Raw genomic sequence first — 19,545 nt, forward strand, 5'->3', positions numbered from 1 at the left:
CATTATTGGTCATTATGGAATATCAGGATATTATAAAAGATTGGAAGCAAAAGAAGTTCCGGCCCCTGTACTGGCTGGAAGGAGAAGAGGATTTTTTTATTGACCAGGTGAGTAATTATGCGGAGCGCCATTTACTGGACGAAGCCGAAAAAGGCTTTAACCTCACCATATTGTATGGAAAAGATACCGACTGGAGCACCGTGATCAATGCCTGCCGCCGCTATCCAATGTTTGCAGAAAGACAGGTGGTGATCCTGAAAGAGGCACAGGCCATGAGAGACCTGCTGAAACTGGAGCCCTATATCGACAATCCGCTCGGATCCACCGTATTTGTGGTAGCCCATAAACAGGGTAAAATAGATGGGCGGAGCAAGCTGGCCAAACTGATAAAAGAAAAAGGCGTGCTGCTCAGCACCAAAAAATTATATGATAACCAGCTGCCAGGCTGGGTGGAGGTGTATGTAAAGGAACTCGGGCGCGCAATTTCCCAGAAAGCAGGCATCCTGCTGGTAGATCATATCGGTAATGATCTCTCCCGTATTGCCAACGAGATAGACAAACTGCTGGTAAACCTGCCGGATGGTAAAAAGATCGATGAAGGCGATATTGAGAAATACGTGGGCATCAGCAAGGAATACAATGTATTTGAGCTGCAGAATGCCGTTGGCCAGAAAGATTTTACAAAGGTGATGCGCATCATCCAGTACTTTGCCGCCAACCCCAAAGCCGGGCCTGTGCAAATGGTGATCCCCGCTTTATACAATTTCTTCAGTAAGGTGAACCTGGTTTTCGGCGTAAAGGGAGGAGAGAAGGAAATTGCAGCTACCCTTGGCGTACATCCCTTTTTCGTAAAGGATTATATGGCCGCCGCCCGCCAGTACGGCGCAGAAGGTACCGAAAAAGCGATCCTGCTGCTGCATAACTATAACCTGCGGAGCATTGGTATCAACGACAGCGGCGTAGAAGACGGAGAACTGATGAAGGAGCTGATGTATAAAATGATGAGTTAAGCAGACAGGATCGCCCGCGCCTTTTCACTGTCCTGGTTCATCTGTGCCACCAGGGCTTCCACACTGTCAAACTTCTGGCTGTGACGGATGAAGTCAATGAACTCCACCTGCAGGTGCTCCCCATAGATCTCCCGGTTAAAATCAAAAAGATGTACTTCCAGCCGCAGATCGGTGCCGTTAAAGGTAGGCCGGGTGCCGATGCTCATCACTGCATTTAGCGTCATGTTTACTTTTACCGCATAGATCCCTTCGGAGGGTATCAGCTTGCGCTCATCGGGTAATTGCAGGTTCGCCGTAGGATAGCCCAGCTGCCTGCCCATTTTATCCCCGTGTACCACCGTTCCCTCAAGGAAATAATGGTAGCCCAGCAGCTCATTGGCCAGGGTGATATTGCCTTCCAGCAGGCTATTCCTGATCTTGGTGGAGCTTACCGCCAGGTCATGCACCACCTGCTGGGGTATTTCGATCAGTTCAAAACCATACTGGTGCTGTTCTGCTTCCAGCAGCTCCAGTCCGCCTTCGCGGTTATGCCCGAAACGGTGGTCGTACCCGATGATAATAGTGTGCGGTTTGAAACGGGCTATCAGGAAGTCCTCCAGGTAGGCCCGGGCCGACAGCTCGGAAAATGCCCTGGTAAAGGGTACCACTACCAGGTGGTCGATCCCTTCGCGGGTCAGCAATGCGATCTTTTCATCCAGGGTGGTCAGCAGGCGTATCTTTTTATCGCCCGGGGCAAGCACCTCCCGCGGGTGCGGGTCAAAAGTGACGATCACGGTTTCTCCGTTCACTGCCCTGGCAGCCTGTTGCAGCTGCTGCAGGATATACCGGTGACCGGTATGCACACCATCGAAAGTACCAATCGTGATAACTGCGTTACGAAAAGCCGGCAATTGTGATAGTTCCCTGTGAACCTGCATAAAACTGAATAACGGGTCTAAAATGCCGTGCAAATCTAACCCAGATTTTTTGTATTTGTATGATCGCCGTGAGAACTGGGCAGAATCTATTACTTTTGCGGCATGAATCAGGATCTATACGCCAAACGGGGTGTTTCTGCCGATAAAGAAGATGTGCACAACGCCATTAAGCATATTGACAAAGGCCTTTTTCCCAAAGCTTTCTGTAAAATAGTACCTGATATACTGGGCGGCGACGAGGCCTGGTGCAACATCATGCATGCCGACGGCGCGGGTACCAAATCGTCCCTGGCTTACGCCTACTGGAAAAAAACGGGCGACCTGGGCGTTTGGAAAGGCATCGCGCAGGATGCCATCATTATGAACATTGACGACCTGCTGTGTGTAGGCGCTACAGAGAATATACTCCTCTCTTCTACCATCGGGCGTAACAAACAGCTGATCCCCGGTGAGGTGATCGCCGCCATTATCAACGGCACCGAAGAGATCCTGGAAGAGCTTCGCAGCTATGGTATCAGCATTTACTCTACCGGTGGCGAGACCGCCGATGTGGGCGACCTGGTACGCACCATTATCGTAGACTCTACCGTTACCTGCCGTATGAAACGGTCTGAAGTGATCTCGAACCACAGGATCCGGGCAGGAAATGTGGTAGTAGGACTGGCCTCATTTGGCCAGGCCACTTACGAAAAGGAATATAACGGTGGTATGGGCAGCAATGGCCTCACTTCTGCCCGTCATGATGTATTCAATAAATCCGTGGCCGAAGCATATCCCGAAACCTTTGACCCCGGCATTCCCTACGAACTGGTGTTCAGCGGTAAAAAAGCATTGACCGATAAAATAGAGATACCCGGCTTTGGCCAGGTAGACGCCGCTAAACTGGTATTATCTCCTACACGTACATACGGCCCCGTTATAAAGCAGGTTTTGTCAAAATACCGTTCGCAGATAGACGGAATAGTGCATTGCAGCGGCGGCGCCCAAACCAAAGTGTTGCATTTTATTGATAAGGTGCATGTGATCAAGGATAACCTGTTTTCCGCTCCTCCCTTATTCCGCCTGATCCAGGAGCAGTCAGGTACCAGCTGGCAGGAAATGTATAAAGTATTCAATATGGGGCACCGTATGGAACTGTACGTACCGGAAAGTATTGCCCAGGATATTATTGAGATCTCGAAAAGCTTTAATATAGACGCACAGGTGATAGGTAGGGTAGAAGAGGCGCCTGCTAAAAAGGTGACCGTGAAGAGCGAATACGGAACGTTTGTCTATGAGTAGGCAAATGTCCGGGGTTTAACTATAGCAAATGTAGGGCTGACCAAAAGGTGAACGGCATACTTATACTATCTTAACAGTGTTCTCCATGCTTTCTATATGCTTTCACCATGCTTTCTCTATGCTTTCAGTATGCTTCGGGCATTTTTGTTAAAATAGTATTATCCTTTTGGTCAGCCCGGCTTTTATTAGCAATCTTTTCCTTTTTTGAAGAGCATGAAGGGCTCCAGCAGCGAGAGTTTGCGATCCTCCTCCAAAGTATATCTTATCGGCAGGTTGAACATTACGGCTACTTTACTGCCTTTCTGCTTGCCGGGTACCCATTTTGGCATAGCGTTTATTACGCGCAGTGATTCTTCTTCAAGGCCGCCGCCTTTAGGTCCGCCTACTATTTTTGCATCCTTTATTGTACCGTCAGCATCCACTACGAATTGTACAAAAACAGTTCCTTTAATTTTCTTTTCGACGGCCTCTTTGGGGTAACGGATATTCCTGCTGAGATAAACAGCAAGCGCCTGTTCTCCGCCCGGGAAGGTAGGCGGCTCGTCCACAAAGGTGTATACGTCACCTTTAATGTCAACTTTCTCCTGGTGCAGCTTTCGGAGATCAAATTTGCTCCCCTCCAGGTTCACCCGGTACTTTTTACCGTCCGCAGTTGCCAGGATGGCGATATTATCGTTCATGCTGATGGATTTGATATCCTCTCCTTTCATAGATTCCAGCTGGTCAACGGTAATATCGGTGATATCTGATTTGGGCACTGCATCCTGCTGCTGTTTACAGCTGATGAAGATAACCAGGGCCGTTATGATAGGTAATGCAATGAGCTTTTTCATGATAGTGAAGTTTGATTTTTGAAGTAGCAGCATATTGATCCTGCGTTTAATGGGGGGATGAAAGAAATTGTTGGTAAAGGATAGCTGCCTGCTTTGCAGGCTTACCTGCAGGATCACCTGTGCATAGTCAGCCTCCTTTCCGGCTGCCGCTTGTCGGTCGGCAATAAATTCATGCACTACTGCCAGTTCCCTTTTAAAGAGATGGAAAAAGGGGTTTACCCAGCAGATGGCGCATATCAGCTCCATCAAAAGCTTATCAATACTGTGCTGCTCTCTTACGTGCGCCAGTTCATGCTGCAGTATCTGCCGCCCATCTGCACTATCCGGGCTCATATCCCGCGTCCAGAATATGTACCTGAAAAAGGAGAAGGGCGCCTTTACCTGGTCGCTCTGTATAAAGCGGTAAGGTCGCAGCTGCTGTACAGGATTGTTCCTGATCAGCCGCCTGATCTTCCAGCAGCCGTAAGCCATCCGGGCCAGTAGCAGGAGCACCACCGCACCATAGCCGTACCACATCAGCTCCAGGTAGTTCACTGCAGGAGCGGCCGAAGGCGCCCTCAGTATAAATTCCCGCAGGGTGATGATACGTGTAGTATAGGCAGTGATCACCGGCGTTTCCCTGCCCGAAAAAGGCATAGGCAGCTGCAGCAGTGGCAGTACCAGTGACAGCAGCGTGGCCAGCAGCAGGTAATAGCGGTTCCATTGGTGAAAACGGTTATTACGCAGTGCTGCATGATAGTAGGCATACAGGATGCCGGAGCACAGCAGTATTTTCAGCAGATAAAAGATCACAGGTGACATCGCTTACTTGTTTTGAGCGTCCTTGATTTGTTTGAGCAGTTTTTCCAGGTCGTTTACGCTCAGGTCCTTTTCCTGTACGAAGAAGGAGATGAGGTTGCTGTAAGAGCCTTCAAAATAGCCTTTTACCAATTGCCTGACCGTTTTGCGGCTATATTCTTCTTTACTGATCAGGGCATAATACTGATGGGATTTGCCAAAGGCCTTGAAATCTACAAAGCCTTTTTCCACCAGTATCTTAATCAGCGTTGAAATGGTATTGTAATGTGGCTTGGGCTCCGGCAGCTCGTCAATCACCTCTTTTACAAAAGAGGGGCCTTTCTGCCATAGTACCTGCATGATCTGTTCTTCTGCCTTAGTAAGCGTTTTTGATGGAGATGTTGACATGTTGTTACAATTAAAAGTTCCCCCGGCCGGGGAGGTGGATGATCGATCTTCCAATTCAAATATATAACTAACTAATTAGTTTGACAACTATTTTTTTAGTTTTTCTATAAAAAGATGGCTTAACCCCGATATTCATTTATTTTTGCTGGCATTATTATAAACGCAGGACTTACAATGGAGGAGCAACCCATCTTACAACTATCCAATGCTAGTATATACCAGGGAAATTCTTTGATTTTGTCGGATGTGAATATCACTGTGAACAAAGGAGAATTTGTTTACCTGATCGGTAAAACCGGTACCGGTAAGTCCAGTTTGCTGAAAACCCTGTATGGCGACCTGCCCCTCCGGGATGGCGCTGGCCAGGTAGTAGGCTTTGACCTGAAGAAAATGGACTGGAAAAAGGTGCCTTATTTGCGCCGTAACCTGGGCGTGGTGTTCCAGGACTTCCAGCTGCTGACAGACCGTAACGTGCATAATAACCTGAAGTTTGTGCTGAAGGCCACTGGCTGGCAGGATAATAAGCTGATGGAAGACAAGATCTCTGATGTGCTGGATAAGGTAGGGCTGGGTACCAAAGGCTTCAAAATGCCTTATGAGCTGAGCGGCGGTGAGCAGCAGAGGGTGGATATCGCCCGTGCCCTGTTGAATTCGCCTAAACTGATCCTGGCAGATGAGCCCACCGGTAACCTCGATCCTGAGACCTCCGATGGGATTATGCAGCTGCTTTTCCGTATTTGCCGCGAAGATGGGGCCGCCATCGTAATGGCTACCCACGATTATATCGTGCTGCAGAAATTCCCTTCCCGGGTGCTCCGCACCGAAAACGGGCAGGTAATAGACAATGCCGCTATAAATTTTGCCTAAATTATTAATAATGAATAATTAAAGAATAACCATAATATCTGTTGGAAAGCAGGCTATTATAATTATTAACTATTCGCTATTAATTCTTAATTAAAAGGGGAAATTGTTAAATCCAAATATTCATTTTACCTTTGCACCGGAAAAATAGCGACGAAAAAACTTTATCATTTTATTATTTTATCTAAGATGTCTTACTTAACTGTTGAAAAGAAAGCCAATATTTTCAAGGAATTTGGCGGAAGTGAGAAAAACACAGGTTCTGTTGAAGCCCAGATAGCTCTGCTGACAGAGCGGATCACCAGCATTTCCGATCACCTGAAGAAAAACAAAAAGGATTTCTCTACAAATCGTGGTTTGATGAAAATGGTAGGTCAAAGGAAGCGTCTGCTTTCTTACCTCTCTAAAACTAACCTCACTGGCTACAGGGCCCTGATTGAGAAGTTAGGTATCAGAAAATAACGATGTTCATGTTATAGCGCTATTCCCAACTTCGAAAGGTTGGGAATAGTTTTTTTTAGGTATTACCTTTTAATCCTCACTTTTTTATGAATCTAGCGCCTATTTCAGTAAAATTCGATATAGGAAACGGCCGTATCGTTACGATCGAGACCGGCAAACTGGCCCGGCAGGCCGATGGCGCCGTTACCGTACGTTTGGGTGACTGTATCTTACTCGCTACCGTTGTAGCAAATAAAGAACCTAAACCGGGACAAAGCTTTTTCCCCCTTACTGTTGACTACCAGGAAAAATTTGCCTCCGCTGGGCGTATCCCCGGCTCTTTCTTTAAACGCGAAGGAAAATTATCTGATTACGAAGTACTCATTTCCCGTTTGATAGACCGCGCCCTGCGCCCCCTGTTCCCTGATGATTATTTTTGCGAAGTACAGGTACTGGTGACCCTCATTTCTTCCGATAAGGAAGTAATGCCGGATGCCCTGGCTTGCCTGGCCGCTTCTGCTGCCCTCGCTGTATCTGATGTGCCCATCCAGGAAATCATCTCTGAAGTAAGAGTGGCCCGTGTAGAGGGAGCGATGGTGATCAATCCTACCCGTACCGAGCTTGAGAAAGCCGATATGGACTTCATCATCGGCGCCACCGAAAAGAACATCATGATGGTGGAAGGCGAGAGCAAGGAATGTAGCGAAGAAGACCTGATCAAAGCGATCGAGGTTGCCCATGAAGCCATTAAGATCCAGGTAAAGGCACAGGAAGAGCTGCGCCAGCTGGCCGGTGTAACAGGCAAGCGTGAATACGCCAAGCCGCATACCAACGAAGAGCTGAAAGCGAAAATAATTGCATTTGCAAAAGACCGTATATACCAGGTAGCCAAATCTGCTTCCAGCAAGCATGACCGCAGCGATGCATTCGACAAGATCGAGGAAGAGCTGGTAGAATTCCTGGGAGAGCTGCCTGAAGAAGATCAGCCGCTGGTAGGAAGCTACTTCCACGACCTCGAAAAAGAAGTGGTACGTAACATGATCCTGGATGAATCTGTGCGCCTTGACGGCCGTAGCCTTGACCAGGTACGTCCGCTGGCAATGGAAGTAGACCTGCTGCCTTCTCCCCACGGTGCTGCCCTGTTCACCCGCGGTGAAACTCAGTCGCTCACTACCGTTACCCTGGGTACACCGGATGACGAGCTGCTGATCGAGAATGCTGCTACCTCTAAATATTCAAAATTCATACTGCACTATAACTTCCCTCCGTTCTCTACCGGTGAAGTAAAGCCTATGCGCGGCCCCGGCCGTCGAGAAGTAGGGCACGGTAACCTGGCCATGCGTTCATTGAAACAGATGGTGCCTGGCAGCGATTATGCCTACACGATAAGGGTGGTATCTGATATCCTGGAATCGAACGGTTCCTCCTCCATGGCTACGGTATGTGCTGGTTCACTGGCCCTGCATGATGCAGGTGTGCCCATGCCCAAGCATGTTTCCGGTGTGGCAATGGGCCTGATCTCCCGTGCTACTGACGGTAAATGGGCCGTGTTGACGGATATCCTTGGCGATGAAGATCACCTGGGTGATATGGACTTTAAAGTAACCGGTACCCGTGATGGCATCACCGGTATCCAGATGGATATCAAGGTAGATGGTTTGAGCATGGACGTAATGCGCCAGGCACTGGCACAGGCTTTACGCGGACGTTTACACATCCTGGAAGCCATGTATGCCTGCATACCAACGCCCCGTCTTGAACCTAAACCGCATGCACCACGCATGGAAAAACTGATCATCGACCGCGAATTTATCGGTGCTGTGATAGGCCCCGGTGGTAAAGTGATACAGGAGATCCAGCGCGAAACAGGTACTACTATCAACATCGAGGAAGTAGGAGAAACCGGTGAAGTAAGCATCTTCTCTGCACAGAAAGAAGGCCTGGAAAAAGCGCTTGCCTGGGTGAAAGGCATCGTAGCTGTTCCGGAAGTAGGCGAAGTATACGAGTCTACCGTAAAATCAGTAATGCCTTACGGTGCATTCGTGGAGTTCCTGCCTGGCAAACAAGGCTTGCTGCATATCTCCGAAATATCCTGGAAACGCCTCGAAACAATGGAAGGCGTACTCACAGAAGGCGAAAAGGTGAAAGTAAAACTCACCGGCACCGATCCCAAAACCGGCAAGTTCAAACTGAGCCGCAGGGTATTGATGCCGAAGCCGGAAGGATACGTGGAAAGGCCCGAAAGACCTGACAGGCCGGATCGTTCCGACAGGCCAGGTGGTGGTGGCGGACGTCCGCCCCGCGGTGGAGACAGGGACCGTGATCGCGATCGTGGTGACCGCGACAGAGGACCCAGGCCTCCTAGAACAGATGTGCCTTTCATTTCAGATGACGAACAATAAGAAATAAGCCGTTAGCTATTGGCAGTTAGCTTTTAGCCGATGCAGCATATAGTTGGCAGCCGTCCCCCAGGGGCGGCTGTTTTTTTTATGCTAACAGCTAACAGCTAACTGCCAATAGCTAACGGCTAATGGCTATTTTTCCCGCCGCTCATAAAATTTATTCATGAAAGTTGATCTTTCCTGTTAAATTGAGCATCCGTTTGCCACTCACTCAATTTTTATAAATTTCATGTTAAAGCTGATACAAGAAAAACCGTTGAACGGAAGCCTGGCCTTATGTTTCATGGCCGTCATGCTATTATGCTCGTTAAACGCTGCTGCCAAACCGCCGCAACGGGAGTATTATGAGATCAGGGTATACCATGTAAAAGATGCCGCACAGGAAGGCATCGTAGATCAATACCTGCAGCAGGCTTTTATACCTGCTCTTCACAAAGCAGGTATCAGCAAAGTAGGCGTTTTTAAACCGGTAGGAAATGATACTGCTGCAGACAGGCGTGTGTATGTGCTGGTGCCTTACCGCTCCCTGGATCAGTTTGTGCAGCTGCCCCGCCAGCTGGAAGGGGATAAGCAATATGCTACCGCCGGCGCTGCTTATATAGACGCCGCCTATAACGCTGCCCCTTATACGAGAATGGAGACGATCCTGCTGCAGGCCTTTACGGGCCAGCCGCAATCGCAGTTGCCCGCCCTGACAGGCCCTAAAGCAGAACGTATATACGAACTGCGGAGCTACGAAGGCCCTACTGAAAAACTCTACCGTAATAAAGTGCAGATGTTCAATAAAGGCGACGAAGTAGGACTTTTCAAACGCCTGGGCTTTAATGCCGTGTTCTATGGAGAAGTGCTGAGCGGCAGCCGCATGCCCAACCTGATGTACATGACCACCTTTGACAACAAGGCTTCCCGCGATGAGCACTGGAAAGCATTCAGCAGTGATCCCGCCTGGAAACAGCTCCTCGCTATGCCCGAATATCAGCACAATGTTTCCCGATCAGAGATCATTTTCTTATACCCGGCAGAATACTCAGATATTTAATTGCGGAGGAATTGACCTCCCGTAATATATCTTTGCGCCATGTCACACATTGCTATTACCATTCAATGTACCAGCGAACAGGCAGATGTGCTCATTGCGCAGCTTAGCGCAGCTGCTTACGAAGGATTTGAAGAAAGGACCGGGCAGCTGATCGCATATATTCCCCTTGCAGATTTTGACCAGGCAGCCCTTGAAGCCCTGTTGCAACCACATGGTCTTGAGTATACCAAAGAAGAGATCCGGCAGGAGAACTGGAATGCAGTATGGGAAAGCAATTTTGAACCGGTGCTGGTAGGCTCCTTCTGTGGTATACGCGCAGGCTTTCATCCTCCCTTTGAACAGCATTTACAGCACGAGATCGTGATCACGCCTAAAATGTCTTTTGGCACCGGTCACCACGCCACTACTTTTTCCATGATCCGCTTAATGCAGCAGCTGGAATTCTCAGGAAAAAAGGTGTTCGACTTCGGCACCGGTACAGGTATTCTTGCCATACTGGCCAAAAAAATGGGCGCCGGCCAGACAGACGCCATCGATATAGATGAATGGGCAGTAGAGAACAGTAAAGAGAATGCGGCAGAGAACCGCGCTGCAGATATTCGTATATGGCAGGCAGATAGCCTGAAAGATATCTCCGGCCCTTATGATATTATCCTGGCAAATATTAACCGCAATATCCTTTTGCAGTACATGGCAGATATGCGCAGGCTGCTGGTAAAGGGCGGATTTTTACTGCTGAGCGGCATAATGACCCAGGATGAACCTGCTATCCTGAAATCCGCGTCCCTGCAGGGTCTGGTGAGACTGGAGCAGGAAGAGAAAGATAACTGGCTGGCAATGAAATTTATAGTCAATTAAAAAAAATAGATTTATCTATACCTATAATTAACAATTATTTTCCCTCTTTCGTGTTAAATAAAAACTTAATATTTTATTAATTTTGGCGTAGATTTTTGTTATCTTAGCATTCCAACTTATTGTGATGATAGAATTGTTATTTCTTATATGTGCCTATTTAATAGGTTCGATACCAACTGCAGTATGGGTGAGCAAAGGTGTTTTCGGCATGGATATCCGGGAGTATGGCAGCGGTAATGCCGGCGCCACCAATACTTTCCGCGTGCTGGGCCCTAAAGCCGGTACTTTCGTGATGGTAGTCGACATGCTAAAGGGCGTGATCGCAGTAAGGCTTTCTTATCTGTTACCATACTATCAATCCTCAGAACATCTTACCCAGCTGGTGAACTTCCAGATCGGTTTAGGACTTGCCGCTGTAGTGGGCCATATCTTCCCTATTTGGGCAGGTTTCAAGGGCGGTAAGGGTATCGCTACCCTTTTTGGTCTGGTGCTCGCTATTCAGCCTATTGTGGCCGTTTGCTGCGTAGGGGTATTCCTGATGATCCTTTTCCTCACCAGGTATGTATCACTCAGCTCTATCATAGCCAGTATCGCATTTCCCATTCTCATCTTATACATCTTCAATGAACCGGAAGTGTTTTACCGCATATTTGCCATTGCGGTAGCATTGATGGTAGTCCTCACCCATCAGAAGAACATTGCGCGCCTGCTTACAGGTAATGAGAACAAAGTGCCGCTGTTCCGGAACAAAAGAGGATTTCGTCGTAAGGACTAAAATTCCCGGTTAATTTTACGATTTGGCATTTCCCTTGCTCTAAGTATTTTTGTCGCTGAACCAACTTATATCAGCCGTCAGTTGTTATAACGTGTATATGCGAATAGCGTGGATGTTGGTACAGTTTGGACAAAAAATCAAATCATTTTACCCATGAAAAAGACTGTTTTATTAGTAACTGCCGGCCTGGGGCTATTAGCGGCCTGTTCGCGCGTGCCCATTACCGGCCGTAGTCAATTGAACCTGATTCCTGAAAGCCAGATGCAGTCCATGGCACTGCAGGAGTACAAAACCTTTTTATCAGAAAATAAGGCTGTTTCTCCTACTGTCAGCAAAGATGCTGAAATGGTTAAAAGGGTAGGGAACCGTATCGCTAACGCGGTAACCCGTTATATGACAGAGCACAAATTGGGTAACGAGGTAGCGAACTACCAATGGGAATTCAATCTCGTGAATAACAAAGAGGTGAACGCCTGGTGTATGCCCGGCGGTAAGGTAGTGGTGTATACTGGTCTTTTACCGGTAACGCAGAATGAAACAGCATTGTCCTGTGTAATGGGCCATGAAATTGCCCACGCTATTGCACGCCATGGTAATGAGCGTATGAGCCAGGGCCTGATTGCCCAGGGCATACAGGTAGCCGGCGCAGTGGCCCTCAACCGTAATCCCCAGGCGCAGAATGTCTTTTTGCAATCGTTTGGTATAGGCGGTAACCTGGGCCTTTCAGCCTTTTCCCGCCAGAATGAGCTGGAAGCAGACCACCTGGGCCTGATATTTATGGCGATGGCAGGTTATAATCCTCAGGAAGCCGTTCCTTTCTGGCAACGTATGGCCAACACAGGTGGACAAAAACCTCCGGAACTGCTCAGCACCCACCCCAGCGATGCCCGCCGTGTAGCACAGCTGCAGCAGCTGATGCCGGAAGCAATGAAATACTATCAGCCGGTGAAATAGTCGTTAGTCATTAGTCGTTAGTGATTGAAGGGAAGATGTTGTCTGCTCCAATCACTAACGACTAACCACTAACGACTAACGACTATCCCCTGCCAACTATTTCTCCGGCAAAATATCTACCACTCTCTTTTGTTTCTGCACTTTCATTTTGTCAGGCACCTGTGTCAGTATCTCTTTCTTAAAAGCACCTATCAGTGCCTGTTTGATAAAGAAGCGGTGTGTAACGAGGCTGATTTCCCGTACGGGTTCGGGCGACTTGAAATACCGCACCATGTTCATCTGGCGGGCAGAAAGGTCCTGCAGGGAAAGCTCAGGTAAGATAGTATAACCGTCATTCAGGTCTACCATCCTTTTCAGCGTTTCCACGCTGCCGGTGTTATATTCCAGGTTCTTGTACTCACCCATGGTAAACTTATCCTTGCAGATGTTCAGCACCTGGTTGCGCATGCAATGCCCTTCATTCAGCAGCCATACTTCCCGTACATCCAGGTCATCCGGCTTAATGAATTTTTTAGTGAAAAGCTCATTGTTCTTGGCGGCATACACTACAAACGACTCATAAAAAAGCGGATGCTCCTCCAGGGTGGCATTATGCAGGGGAGTAGCCAGCAGGCCGCAATCCAGCAGCTCCTGTTTAAGCTGTTGGATGATCTGCTCAGTAGGGTATTCCCATATCTCCAGCTTTACTTTGGGATATTTTTTCATAAACCCGGTGAGGATCCGGGGCAGCAGGTAAGGCGCCAGCGTAGGGATGATACCTACTTTCAGGTTACCCTGGATCTCTTTTTTATGGCCTGCAATGATCTCCTTGATGCGGGAACTTTCCTTCAGGATCACCCGCGATTGCGCTATGACCGATACGCCTATTTCTGTAGGTACTACCGGTAATTTGCTCCTGTCAAATATTTTAACCCCCAGCTCGTCTTCCAGTTTCTGTATCTGCATGCTCAGTGTCGGCTGCGTCACAAAACACTTTTCTGCGGCTACTACAAAGCTTCTGTAAGTATCTACCGCTACAATGTATTCCAGTTGGACAGTAGTCATGGCCCCCAAATTTATAGGGCTAAGTTATCGATAAAATCTATTGAATGCGTCAGGTACATAATGCAAAAACGCTGAACGCTCAATTAAGAAGCGTTCAGCGTTCAATACATTTTGCTTATCCCTAGAATATCCTGTAGCGGTATTTTATCTTGTCGGCATTGTTATACAGTTCCTTGATATTGATGGAGGCCTGTATATCTGTCACAGCTTCATTTTTCAGGTTCCTGAACTCCGTCTGCTTGTTAGTGATCATATTCTGGTCTGCAAGGCCATTATCCTGTGCGATCTTCAGGGAGTTGTTCACCTTGTTGTAATAAGAATCCAGCAGGGTGAAGTACTCGTTATACAGGTTCTCGAAACGTTTGGTTTGCAGGATCAGGTCTTCCAGCTGGTTGTTCACCTCTTTCAGGTTGGGATTTTCCCTTAGCAGCACCTCATAATCAATGCGTTTGCCTTTGGAATATTTCACTTCCAGGTCGTTAAAGAACTGCACCACTTTTTCCTTCTTAAAATCAAAGAAGAAATCATTCATGGTTTCTCCAATGGTTTTATTGCCACGCTGCGGCAGCTGGAATTTAAGGGCGCTGGCGGTGAACATCAGGTGATCATACAGGTTGTCCTGCAACAGGTTCAGCTGATCTTTGTTAAAGTTCAGCCCGAACTCAAATTTCTGGTTGGCGTCATTCAGCGCTGTATAATACACCACGTATTTGTTCAGTTCTTTTTCGAAGTCCTGCAGCGTTTTCTGGCTGATCTGCTTATTGTTCACACTTACGCTGTGCAGGAAGTTCATTACAGAATTCGCAATGGCCAGCGGCGGCGTAAGCGAGGTAAAGCTCTGGAAGATAGGGCTGTTGATAATGGATTTGGTAGACTCCACTATTTTGCCGTTACGTTCGCCTTTATCAACCTTTCCTTTGAGCACGATCTTCTCCACCAGCTCAACAATGCGGTCGCTGAATGAAAAGCCCAGCTCTTTACTTTCCGGGTTATTCAGCGCAGTGATGAACACGTCCAGGTTATTGGTGGTGGTACGTGATTTCAGGTCAATGATCTTTTTATTCAGCAGATAATAGGTCTCACTGGCATTGATCAGGTTATTCTTGATCAGCTCATATTTAGTAAGATTATCGATCTCCTTTCCCTGCAATAAACCCTGTATGGCATTTGAATTCTGTTTATCGCTATCAGAGATCTTCTGCAATTCGTCCAGTATTTTCTTGATAGTGGTATCGGCAGTCCGGATAGGTGCGGGCCGGATTTCGGTGCGGTTCTCGGGTATCACTGTGTCGCCAACTGGTCTTTCCTGCGCCCTTGAAGAAAAAAAGCAGCTCAGCATTAAGAAAAATAGGGTTACATATCTTACATAATTTTTCATATAAAGTATGTTCATGCTGTGTTTGCGTTTTATTAACAAATCCTTAAGAAAATATAGTGCCAAAAAATTTTCAAGGTACAAAGATAGTAGGATTTTATTTGATAGGTAGGATTGACATGATTCCTGTTATCTTTGCAGCCAAATTCGCCACTTTTCATGCTGAACAACAAGAAGATTGTAGTGGTGTTACCGGCCTACAACGCAGCGCTAACACTCGAGAAAACCTACCGTGAAATCCCTTTTGATATAGTGGACGAAGTAGTGCTGGTAGACGACGCCAGCAGGGACGATACGGTGGAAGTGGGTAAAACGCTGGGTATCAACCATATTATCCGCCACGACAACAACAAGGGCTATGGTGGTAATCAGAAAAGCTGTTATAATAAAGCCCTGGAACTGGGAGCCGACATTGTGGTCATGGTACACCCTGATTATCAGTACACTCCAAAACTGATCCCGGCCATGTGCAGTATTATTGCAAATGATGTGTACCCCGTAGTGCTGGGCTCGCGCATCCTGGGCAAAGGGGCCCTGAAAGGGGGAATGCCGGTGTATAAGTACATATTTAACCGTTTTTTAACGCTTTCGCAAAACCTCCTGATCAATGAAAAGCTCAGTGAATACCACACAGGTTACCGGGCTTTCTCGAGGGAGGTGCTGCTGGGCATCCGTTATATGGAGAACAGCGACGATTTCATTTTCGATAATGAGATGCTGTCGCAGATATTTATGAAAGGATTTGAAATCGGAGAGGTAACCTGTCCTACCAAATATTTTGACGATGCTTCCAGCATCAATTTTAAAAGAAGCGCCATTTATGGAATGGGAGTACTGCGGGTTTCCTGCCAGCATCTGCTCCATAAACTGGGAGTGATCAAAGCGAAAATATATTAAATAGCCTCGGGCTTTCAACAAAAATGGGTTTTCAACACCAAACACAATTTGCTAAAAAATACCTGCACTATTATTTTACCGCAGGCAACCGGCACGATGTACACTCGCCATTCGTATATGCATTAATAGAAGAAGTGTTGCGGGATAAGAAGCAGCCCTCGGCTTTCAAGGAAGTAGAGGCCTTGCGCAGGGAACTGTTACAGACAAAAGAGACGATCCAGGTAACAGACCTGGGCGCCGGTTCCCTCACCGGAGCAGGCACCTCACGCAGGGTAAGGGATATTGCCCGCCATGCCGCCAAGCCGCCTAAATTCGGGCAGCTGTTTTACCGCCTGGTGCAATATCTTCAGCCGCAATACCTGCTGGAGCTGGGCACTTCACTGGGCCTGTCTGCCTCCTATATGGCGCTGGCCAGGCCGGAAGCGGAGCTGATCACCATAGAAGGCTGCCCTAATATCGCGGCCCGTGCGCACCGTAACTTTGAAGTGCTGGATATACACAATGTAAAACAGCTCACCGGCAATTTTGACAACGTATTGCCAGCCCTGCTGCAGCAACAGCCCAGGCTCGACTGGGTATTTATAGACGGCAACCACCGCAAGGAACCCACTTTATCTTATTTTCAGCAGTGTCTTACCCGGTCTCACGGCGATTCCATTTTTATCTTTGACGATATTCACTGGACGCCCGGCATGGAAGAGGCCTGGCACACTATCCAGCAGCACCCCTCAGTAACGATGACCATTGATCTGTTCTTTATCGGGCTGGTGTTCTTTAAACCGGAGTTCAAGATAAAACAGCATTTTGTGCTGAAATACTGACAGCAGTTCCCTCGTCCGCGCATTATTTTGTATATTCAGACAAACATTACAATAATGCGATACCTGCTGTTACTTGCGATAACGTTCACGAATATATTCAACATGCACGCCCAGGATATGAGCGCCTATAGTCATGAATCCTTTATAAAGGATGGCGACACACTGCGTTACCGGCTGTTAAAACCGGTAAATGGCGATATCCATAAAGCCTATCCGCTGATCATTTTTCTGCATGGCTCAGGAGAACGGGGCACTGATAACGCGGCGCAACTGCTGCATGGAGGCGCGCTGTTCCTGAACGATACGCTGCGACATGATTTCCCGGCCTATGTATTGTTCCCGCAATGCCCTCCTGATAAATCCTGGTCTCCCTTCCGGATGAAACGCGATACTTCAGGCAAAGTGATCGGCGCCGACTTCCTGACAGATGCCCCGCCCACCGCTCCCGGCGCCCTGGTAAAGGCACTGCTGGATAGCCTGCTGGCTTCCGGAAAAGTAGACGCTAAGCGTGTATACATTGGCGGTTTATCACTGGGCGGTATAGGTACATATGACATGCTGGCCCGCTATCCGCAGCTGTTTGCAGCGGCTTTCCCCATTTGCGGCGCAGGCAATGTAAAAACAGCCGCTAATTTTGCCAACAAGGTTCCTTTATGGATCTTCCACGGATCTGACGACAATGCAGTACCGGTCGATTTCTCCCGTGCATACTATGCTGAACTGCAAAAACTGGGATCGGAAGTAAAATATACCGAGTACCCAGGGGTAGGGCACAACAGCTGGGATAGCGCCTTTGCAGAACGGGACCTGCTTCCCTGGCTCTTCCGCCATCATAAATAAACAGCACTTTTCCTGATTTATGTATATTTACCTTAGCAAAAGGTAAGGGAAACCTTTATGGATCATCATCAAACGCTGGAAACATATTCCGGTTCCTTCTTCCGCAACCTGCGCCGTAAGCTCTGGCGCGGACAGTGGATGTGGCCGGCCGCCATCATCCTCTTCCTCCTCTCATTTGCATTATGGCAGTGGTTTGGCAGGCATATGATACAGATCAGCGCCTCGCGCAATGGTGCTGATAAAGCCACGAACATACGGCTGCCCGATCAGTCCTATATCGTATTGAACCCTGGTGCCACCCTCCGGTATCATAAAAACTTTACAAAAACTGCCCAACGGGAAGTATGGCTGAGCGGAGGAGGAAATTTCTTTGTGCCGCCCAATAGCCCGGAGCATCCTAAACAGCAGCCTTTTACCGTACATACTACAGCACTGGATGCAATGGTGGATGGGAGCCATTTTCGCATAACAGCGCAGGGCCCTGCCACCGCGATTGTATTGTACAATGGGAAGATCAGTGTTCATTTCAAGAATAAAGACCTAAAGGATATAGTGTTACTAACAGGGGAGATGTTGGAATATCCCGGCTCGGGACAACCAGCCGTACAAAAAATACCTGAAGCAGCTCCTTAGCCCGACAACTAACTACAAAAAAAATGTCCCGGCACTTAGGGCCGGGACTTTCCACTCAGCACAGGATTGAATTGTTAACTATTTGTAACAGCCTTCATGGCTGTTTTCGTTGCTTGTATGGTAAGATCAAGATCTTCCGTCGTCAGCGCATTGCTGAGGAACCAGCTTTCAAAAGCAGACGGCGGCAGGTATACGCCACGTTCCAGCATCGCATGGAAGAATCGCTTGAACAGCTCATTGGCAGCGCCGGATGCCGCGCTGAAATCGATGATAGGATACTCCGCGAAGTGCACGCTCACCATAGAACCAATGTGGTTGATCTGGTGCACCACGCCGGCCGCGCCTAAAGCTTCTTTCAAACCTTTCACCAGGTAATCCTTTTTCTCTTCCAGCTGTTTATAGATCACCGGGTTGTCCTGCAGTGTTTTGAGCATGGTATAACCGGATATCATCGCGATAGGGTTGCCGCTCAATGTACCTGCCTGGTATACTTTACCAGCCGGCGCCACCCACTGCATGATCTCTTTAGATCCTGCAAAAGCGCCTACAGGCATACCTCCTCCAATGATCTTGCCAAAAGTTACAAGGTCTGCTTTAATATTGAAAAGCTCCTGCGCTCCTCCACGTGCCAGCCTGAAACCGGTCATCACCTCATCAAAAATGAGCAATATGCCATTGGCATCGCACAGCTGGCGCAAACCTTCCAGGAACCCCGGCTGCGGCAGTATACAACCCATATTACCGGCAACCGGCTCAACTATAATGGCCGCTATCTGGTCAGGATGCGCGGCTATCAGCTGCTCTACCGCAGGCAGGTTGTTGTAAGGCGCCGTTAAAGTATCTCCCGCTACAGTAGCGGTAACACCCGGTACAGATTGTATCTCCAGTGTAGCCACGCCGCTGCCTGCGCTCACCAAAAAGGCGTCTGCATGGCCATGATAATTGCCTTCAAATTTGATGAACTTGTTGCGCCCGGTGTAGCCGCGTGCCACCCGCAGGGCAGACATACAGGCTTCTGTACCGGAGTTTACCATGCGTACCTGGTCTATATTAGGCACCATGCTTACGATCAGCTCTGCTACCTTTATTTCCAGCTCTGTTGGCGCGCCAAAAGAAGTAGAGTAAGTAGCATACTCCTGTATAGCTCTTACTACCGGCTCATAGGCATGCCCCAGAATCATCGGCCCCCAGGAATTGATATAATCAATATACCGGTTGCCATCTACATCATAGAGGTAAGCGCCGCGTGCGCTTTTCATGAATATGGGCGTACCGCCTACGCTTTTGAAAGCGCGTACGGGGGAGTTCACTCCGCCCGGAATAAACTGTTGCGCTTTCTCAAATAATAGTTTGCTTTGCGAATACATGGTGCAAAA

Annotated in this window: 19 protein-coding genes; 13 read left to right on the forward strand and 6 right to left on the reverse strand. The window is 48.1% G+C overall.

The window, feature by feature from the left end:
* Positions 1–14 precede the first annotated feature (14 nt).
* A complete protein-coding gene (holA, locus tag ACR9Y8_RS24440; protein WP_481215873.1) occupies positions 15–1,010 on the forward strand; it encodes a DNA polymerase III subunit delta in 996 nt (331 codons plus the stop codon).
* On the opposite strand, the gene ACR9Y8_RS24445 is transcribed toward holA, so the two are convergent.
* Positions 1,007–1,927 carry a bifunctional riboflavin kinase/FAD synthetase gene (locus tag ACR9Y8_RS24445; protein ID WP_481215874.1) on the reverse strand — a complete coding sequence of 307 codons (921 nt, stop codon included), beginning with the start codon at positions 1,925–1,927 and terminating at the stop codon, positions 1,007–1,009. The genes holA and ACR9Y8_RS24445 overlap by 4 nt on opposite strands.
* Before the next feature lie 102 nt (positions 1,928–2,029).
* On the opposite strand from ACR9Y8_RS24445, the gene ACR9Y8_RS24450 reads away from it, so the two are divergent.
* Positions 2,030–3,208 carry an AIR synthase related protein gene (locus ACR9Y8_RS24450; protein WP_481215875.1) on the forward strand — a complete coding sequence of 393 codons (1,179 nt, stop codon included), beginning with the start codon at positions 2,030–2,032 and terminating at the stop codon, positions 3,206–3,208.
* A 185-nt stretch (positions 3,209–3,393) separates the two neighbouring features.
* On the opposite strand, the gene ACR9Y8_RS24455 is transcribed toward ACR9Y8_RS24450, so the two are convergent.
* Positions 3,394–4,842 (reverse strand): TonB family protein, encoded by a 1,449-nt coding sequence (locus ACR9Y8_RS24455; RefSeq protein ID WP_481215876.1) that lies wholly within the window; start codon positions 4,840–4,842, stop codon positions 3,394–3,396.
* Positions 4,843–4,845: 3 nt separating this feature from the next.
* Positions 4,846–5,226 (reverse strand): BlaI/MecI/CopY family transcriptional regulator, encoded by a 381-nt coding sequence (locus ACR9Y8_RS24460; RefSeq protein WP_481215877.1) that lies wholly within the window; start codon positions 5,224–5,226, stop codon positions 4,846–4,848.
* A gap of 246 nt (positions 5,227–5,472) precedes the next feature.
* Between ACR9Y8_RS24460 and ACR9Y8_RS24465 the strand changes: the two genes are divergently transcribed.
* The 7 genes from ACR9Y8_RS24465 to ACR9Y8_RS24495 all read left to right on the forward strand — a co-directional run bounded on the left by ACR9Y8_RS24465 (position 5,473) and on the right by ACR9Y8_RS24495 (position 12,559).
* The gene (locus ACR9Y8_RS24465) at positions 5,473–6,093 is read left to right on the forward strand and encodes a cell division ATP-binding protein FtsE (protein WP_481216244.1); all 621 of its coding nucleotides are present in this window, start codon (positions 5,473–5,475) and stop codon (positions 6,091–6,093) included.
* A 186-nt stretch (positions 6,094–6,279) separates the two neighbouring features.
* Positions 6,280–6,552 carry a 30S ribosomal protein S15 gene (rpsO, locus tag ACR9Y8_RS24470; RefSeq protein ID WP_481215878.1) on the forward strand — a complete coding sequence of 91 codons (273 nt, stop codon included), beginning with the start codon at positions 6,280–6,282 and terminating at the stop codon, positions 6,550–6,552.
* Between the two features lie 86 nt (positions 6,553–6,638).
* On the forward strand, positions 6,639–8,933 hold the full coding sequence (locus ACR9Y8_RS24475; RefSeq protein ID WP_481215879.1) for a polyribonucleotide nucleotidyltransferase: 2,295 nt from the start codon (positions 6,639–6,641) through the stop codon (positions 8,931–8,933).
* A 229-nt stretch (positions 8,934–9,162) separates the two neighbouring features.
* Positions 9,163–9,972: an NIPSNAP family protein gene (locus tag ACR9Y8_RS24480; protein WP_481215880.1), complete on the forward strand. Its 810-nt coding sequence runs from the start codon at positions 9,163–9,165 to the stop codon at positions 9,970–9,972.
* Between the two features lie 39 nt (positions 9,973–10,011).
* Complete coding sequence (prmA, locus tag ACR9Y8_RS24485; RefSeq protein WP_481215881.1) at positions 10,012–10,830, forward strand: 50S ribosomal protein L11 methyltransferase; 819 nt, start codon at positions 10,012–10,014, stop codon at positions 10,828–10,830.
* Between the two features lie 124 nt (positions 10,831–10,954).
* Positions 10,955–11,605 (forward strand): glycerol-3-phosphate 1-O-acyltransferase PlsY, encoded by a 651-nt coding sequence (gene plsY, locus ACR9Y8_RS24490; protein ID WP_481215882.1) that lies wholly within the window; start codon positions 10,955–10,957, stop codon positions 11,603–11,605.
* A 153-nt stretch (positions 11,606–11,758) separates the two neighbouring features.
* The gene (locus ACR9Y8_RS24495; RefSeq protein WP_481215883.1) at positions 11,759–12,559 is read left to right on the forward strand and encodes a M48 family metallopeptidase; all 801 of its coding nucleotides are present in this window, start codon (positions 11,759–11,761) and stop codon (positions 12,557–12,559) included.
* Positions 12,560–12,655: 96 nt separating this feature from the next.
* On the opposite strand, the gene ACR9Y8_RS24500 is transcribed toward ACR9Y8_RS24495, so the two are convergent.
* Entirely contained in the window at positions 12,656–13,603 is a 948-nt protein-coding gene (locus tag ACR9Y8_RS24500) for a LysR substrate-binding domain-containing protein (protein WP_481215884.1), read from the reverse strand.
* A 121-nt stretch (positions 13,604–13,724) separates the two neighbouring features.
* Positions 13,725–14,996: a hypothetical protein gene (locus tag ACR9Y8_RS24505; RefSeq protein WP_481215885.1), complete on the reverse strand. Its 1,272-nt coding sequence runs from the start codon at positions 14,994–14,996 to the stop codon at positions 13,725–13,727.
* A 141-nt stretch (positions 14,997–15,137) separates the two neighbouring features.
* Here ACR9Y8_RS24505 and ACR9Y8_RS24510 point away from each other — a divergent pair, with 141 nt between their 5' ends.
* From ACR9Y8_RS24510 to ACR9Y8_RS24525, 4 genes are read left to right on the forward strand one after another with little or no spacing between them, the layout of a single operon-like run.
* The gene (locus ACR9Y8_RS24510; protein WP_481215886.1) at positions 15,138–15,875 is read left to right on the forward strand and encodes a glycosyltransferase family 2 protein; all 738 of its coding nucleotides are present in this window, start codon (positions 15,138–15,140) and stop codon (positions 15,873–15,875) included.
* Positions 15,876–15,898: 23 nt separating this feature from the next.
* Complete coding sequence (locus tag ACR9Y8_RS24515; RefSeq protein WP_481215887.1) at positions 15,899–16,696, forward strand: O-methyltransferase; 798 nt, start codon at positions 15,899–15,901, stop codon at positions 16,694–16,696.
* A gap of 54 nt (positions 16,697–16,750) precedes the next feature.
* The gene (locus ACR9Y8_RS24520) at positions 16,751–17,536 is read left to right on the forward strand and encodes a carboxylesterase family protein (RefSeq protein WP_481215888.1); all 786 of its coding nucleotides are present in this window, start codon (positions 16,751–16,753) and stop codon (positions 17,534–17,536) included.
* Between the two features lie 57 nt (positions 17,537–17,593).
* Positions 17,594–18,169 carry a FecR family protein gene (locus ACR9Y8_RS24525; protein ID WP_481215889.1) on the forward strand — a complete coding sequence of 192 codons (576 nt, stop codon included), beginning with the start codon at positions 17,594–17,596 and terminating at the stop codon, positions 18,167–18,169.
* A gap of 74 nt (positions 18,170–18,243) precedes the next feature.
* On the opposite strand, the gene hemL is transcribed toward ACR9Y8_RS24525, so the two are convergent.
* On the reverse strand, positions 18,244–19,536 hold the full coding sequence (gene hemL, locus ACR9Y8_RS24530; RefSeq protein ID WP_481215890.1) for a glutamate-1-semialdehyde 2,1-aminomutase: 1,293 nt from the start codon (positions 19,534–19,536) through the stop codon (positions 18,244–18,246).
* Positions 19,537–19,545 lie beyond the last annotated feature (9 nt).

The sequence above is a fragment of the Chitinophaga sp. SVR4-12A genome, from assembly GCF_056754765.1.

What these genes read in the sequence shown, in the direction of transcription:
- rpsO (WP_481215878.1), top strand. Translation starts at nt 6,280, where the DNA reads ATGTCTTACTTAACTGTTGAAAAGAAAGCCAATATTTTCAAGGAATTT.
- ACR9Y8_RS24505 (WP_481215885.1), bottom strand. Translation starts at nt 14,996, where the DNA reads ATGAACATACTTTATATGAAAAATTATGTAAGATATGTAACCCTATTT.
- ACR9Y8_RS24450 (WP_481215875.1), top strand. Translation starts at nt 2,030, where the DNA reads ATGAATCAGGATCTATACGCCAAACGGGGTGTTTCTGCCGATAAAGAA.
- ACR9Y8_RS24475 (WP_481215879.1), top strand. Translation starts at nt 6,639, where the DNA reads ATGAATCTAGCGCCTATTTCAGTAAAATTCGATATAGGAAACGGCCGT.
- ACR9Y8_RS24460 (WP_481215877.1), bottom strand. Translation starts at nt 5,226, where the DNA reads ATGTCAACATCTCCATCAAAAACGCTTACTAAGGCAGAAGAACAGATC.
- ACR9Y8_RS24495 (WP_481215883.1), top strand. Translation starts at nt 11,759, where the DNA reads ATGAAAAAGACTGTTTTATTAGTAACTGCCGGCCTGGGGCTATTAGCG.
- prmA (WP_481215881.1), top strand. Translation starts at nt 10,012, where the DNA reads ATGTCACACATTGCTATTACCATTCAATGTACCAGCGAACAGGCAGAT.
- ACR9Y8_RS24445 (WP_481215874.1), bottom strand. Translation starts at nt 1,927, where the DNA reads ATGCAGGTTCACAGGGAACTATCACAATTGCCGGCTTTTCGTAACGCA.
- ACR9Y8_RS24480 (WP_481215880.1), top strand. Translation starts at nt 9,163, where the DNA reads ATGTTAAAGCTGATACAAGAAAAACCGTTGAACGGAAGCCTGGCCTTA.
- ACR9Y8_RS24510 (WP_481215886.1), top strand. Translation starts at nt 15,138, where the DNA reads ATGCTGAACAACAAGAAGATTGTAGTGGTGTTACCGGCCTACAACGCA.
- ACR9Y8_RS24525 (WP_481215889.1), top strand. Translation starts at nt 17,594, where the DNA reads ATGGATCATCATCAAACGCTGGAAACATATTCCGGTTCCTTCTTCCGC.
- hemL (WP_481215890.1), bottom strand. Translation starts at nt 19,536, where the DNA reads ATGTATTCGCAAAGCAAACTATTATTTGAGAAAGCGCAACAGTTTATT.
- ACR9Y8_RS24500 (WP_481215884.1), bottom strand. Translation starts at nt 13,603, where the DNA reads ATGACTACTGTCCAACTGGAATACATTGTAGCGGTAGATACTTACAGA.
- plsY (WP_481215882.1), top strand. Translation starts at nt 10,955, where the DNA reads ATGATAGAATTGTTATTTCTTATATGTGCCTATTTAATAGGTTCGATA.
- ACR9Y8_RS24520 (WP_481215888.1), top strand. Translation starts at nt 16,751, where the DNA reads ATGCGATACCTGCTGTTACTTGCGATAACGTTCACGAATATATTCAAC.
- ACR9Y8_RS24515 (WP_481215887.1), top strand. Translation starts at nt 15,899, where the DNA reads ATGGGTTTTCAACACCAAACACAATTTGCTAAAAAATACCTGCACTAT.
- holA (WP_481215873.1), top strand. Translation starts at nt 15, where the DNA reads ATGGAATATCAGGATATTATAAAAGATTGGAAGCAAAAGAAGTTCCGG.
- ACR9Y8_RS24455 (WP_481215876.1), bottom strand. Translation starts at nt 4,842, where the DNA reads ATGTCACCTGTGATCTTTTATCTGCTGAAAATACTGCTGTGCTCCGGC.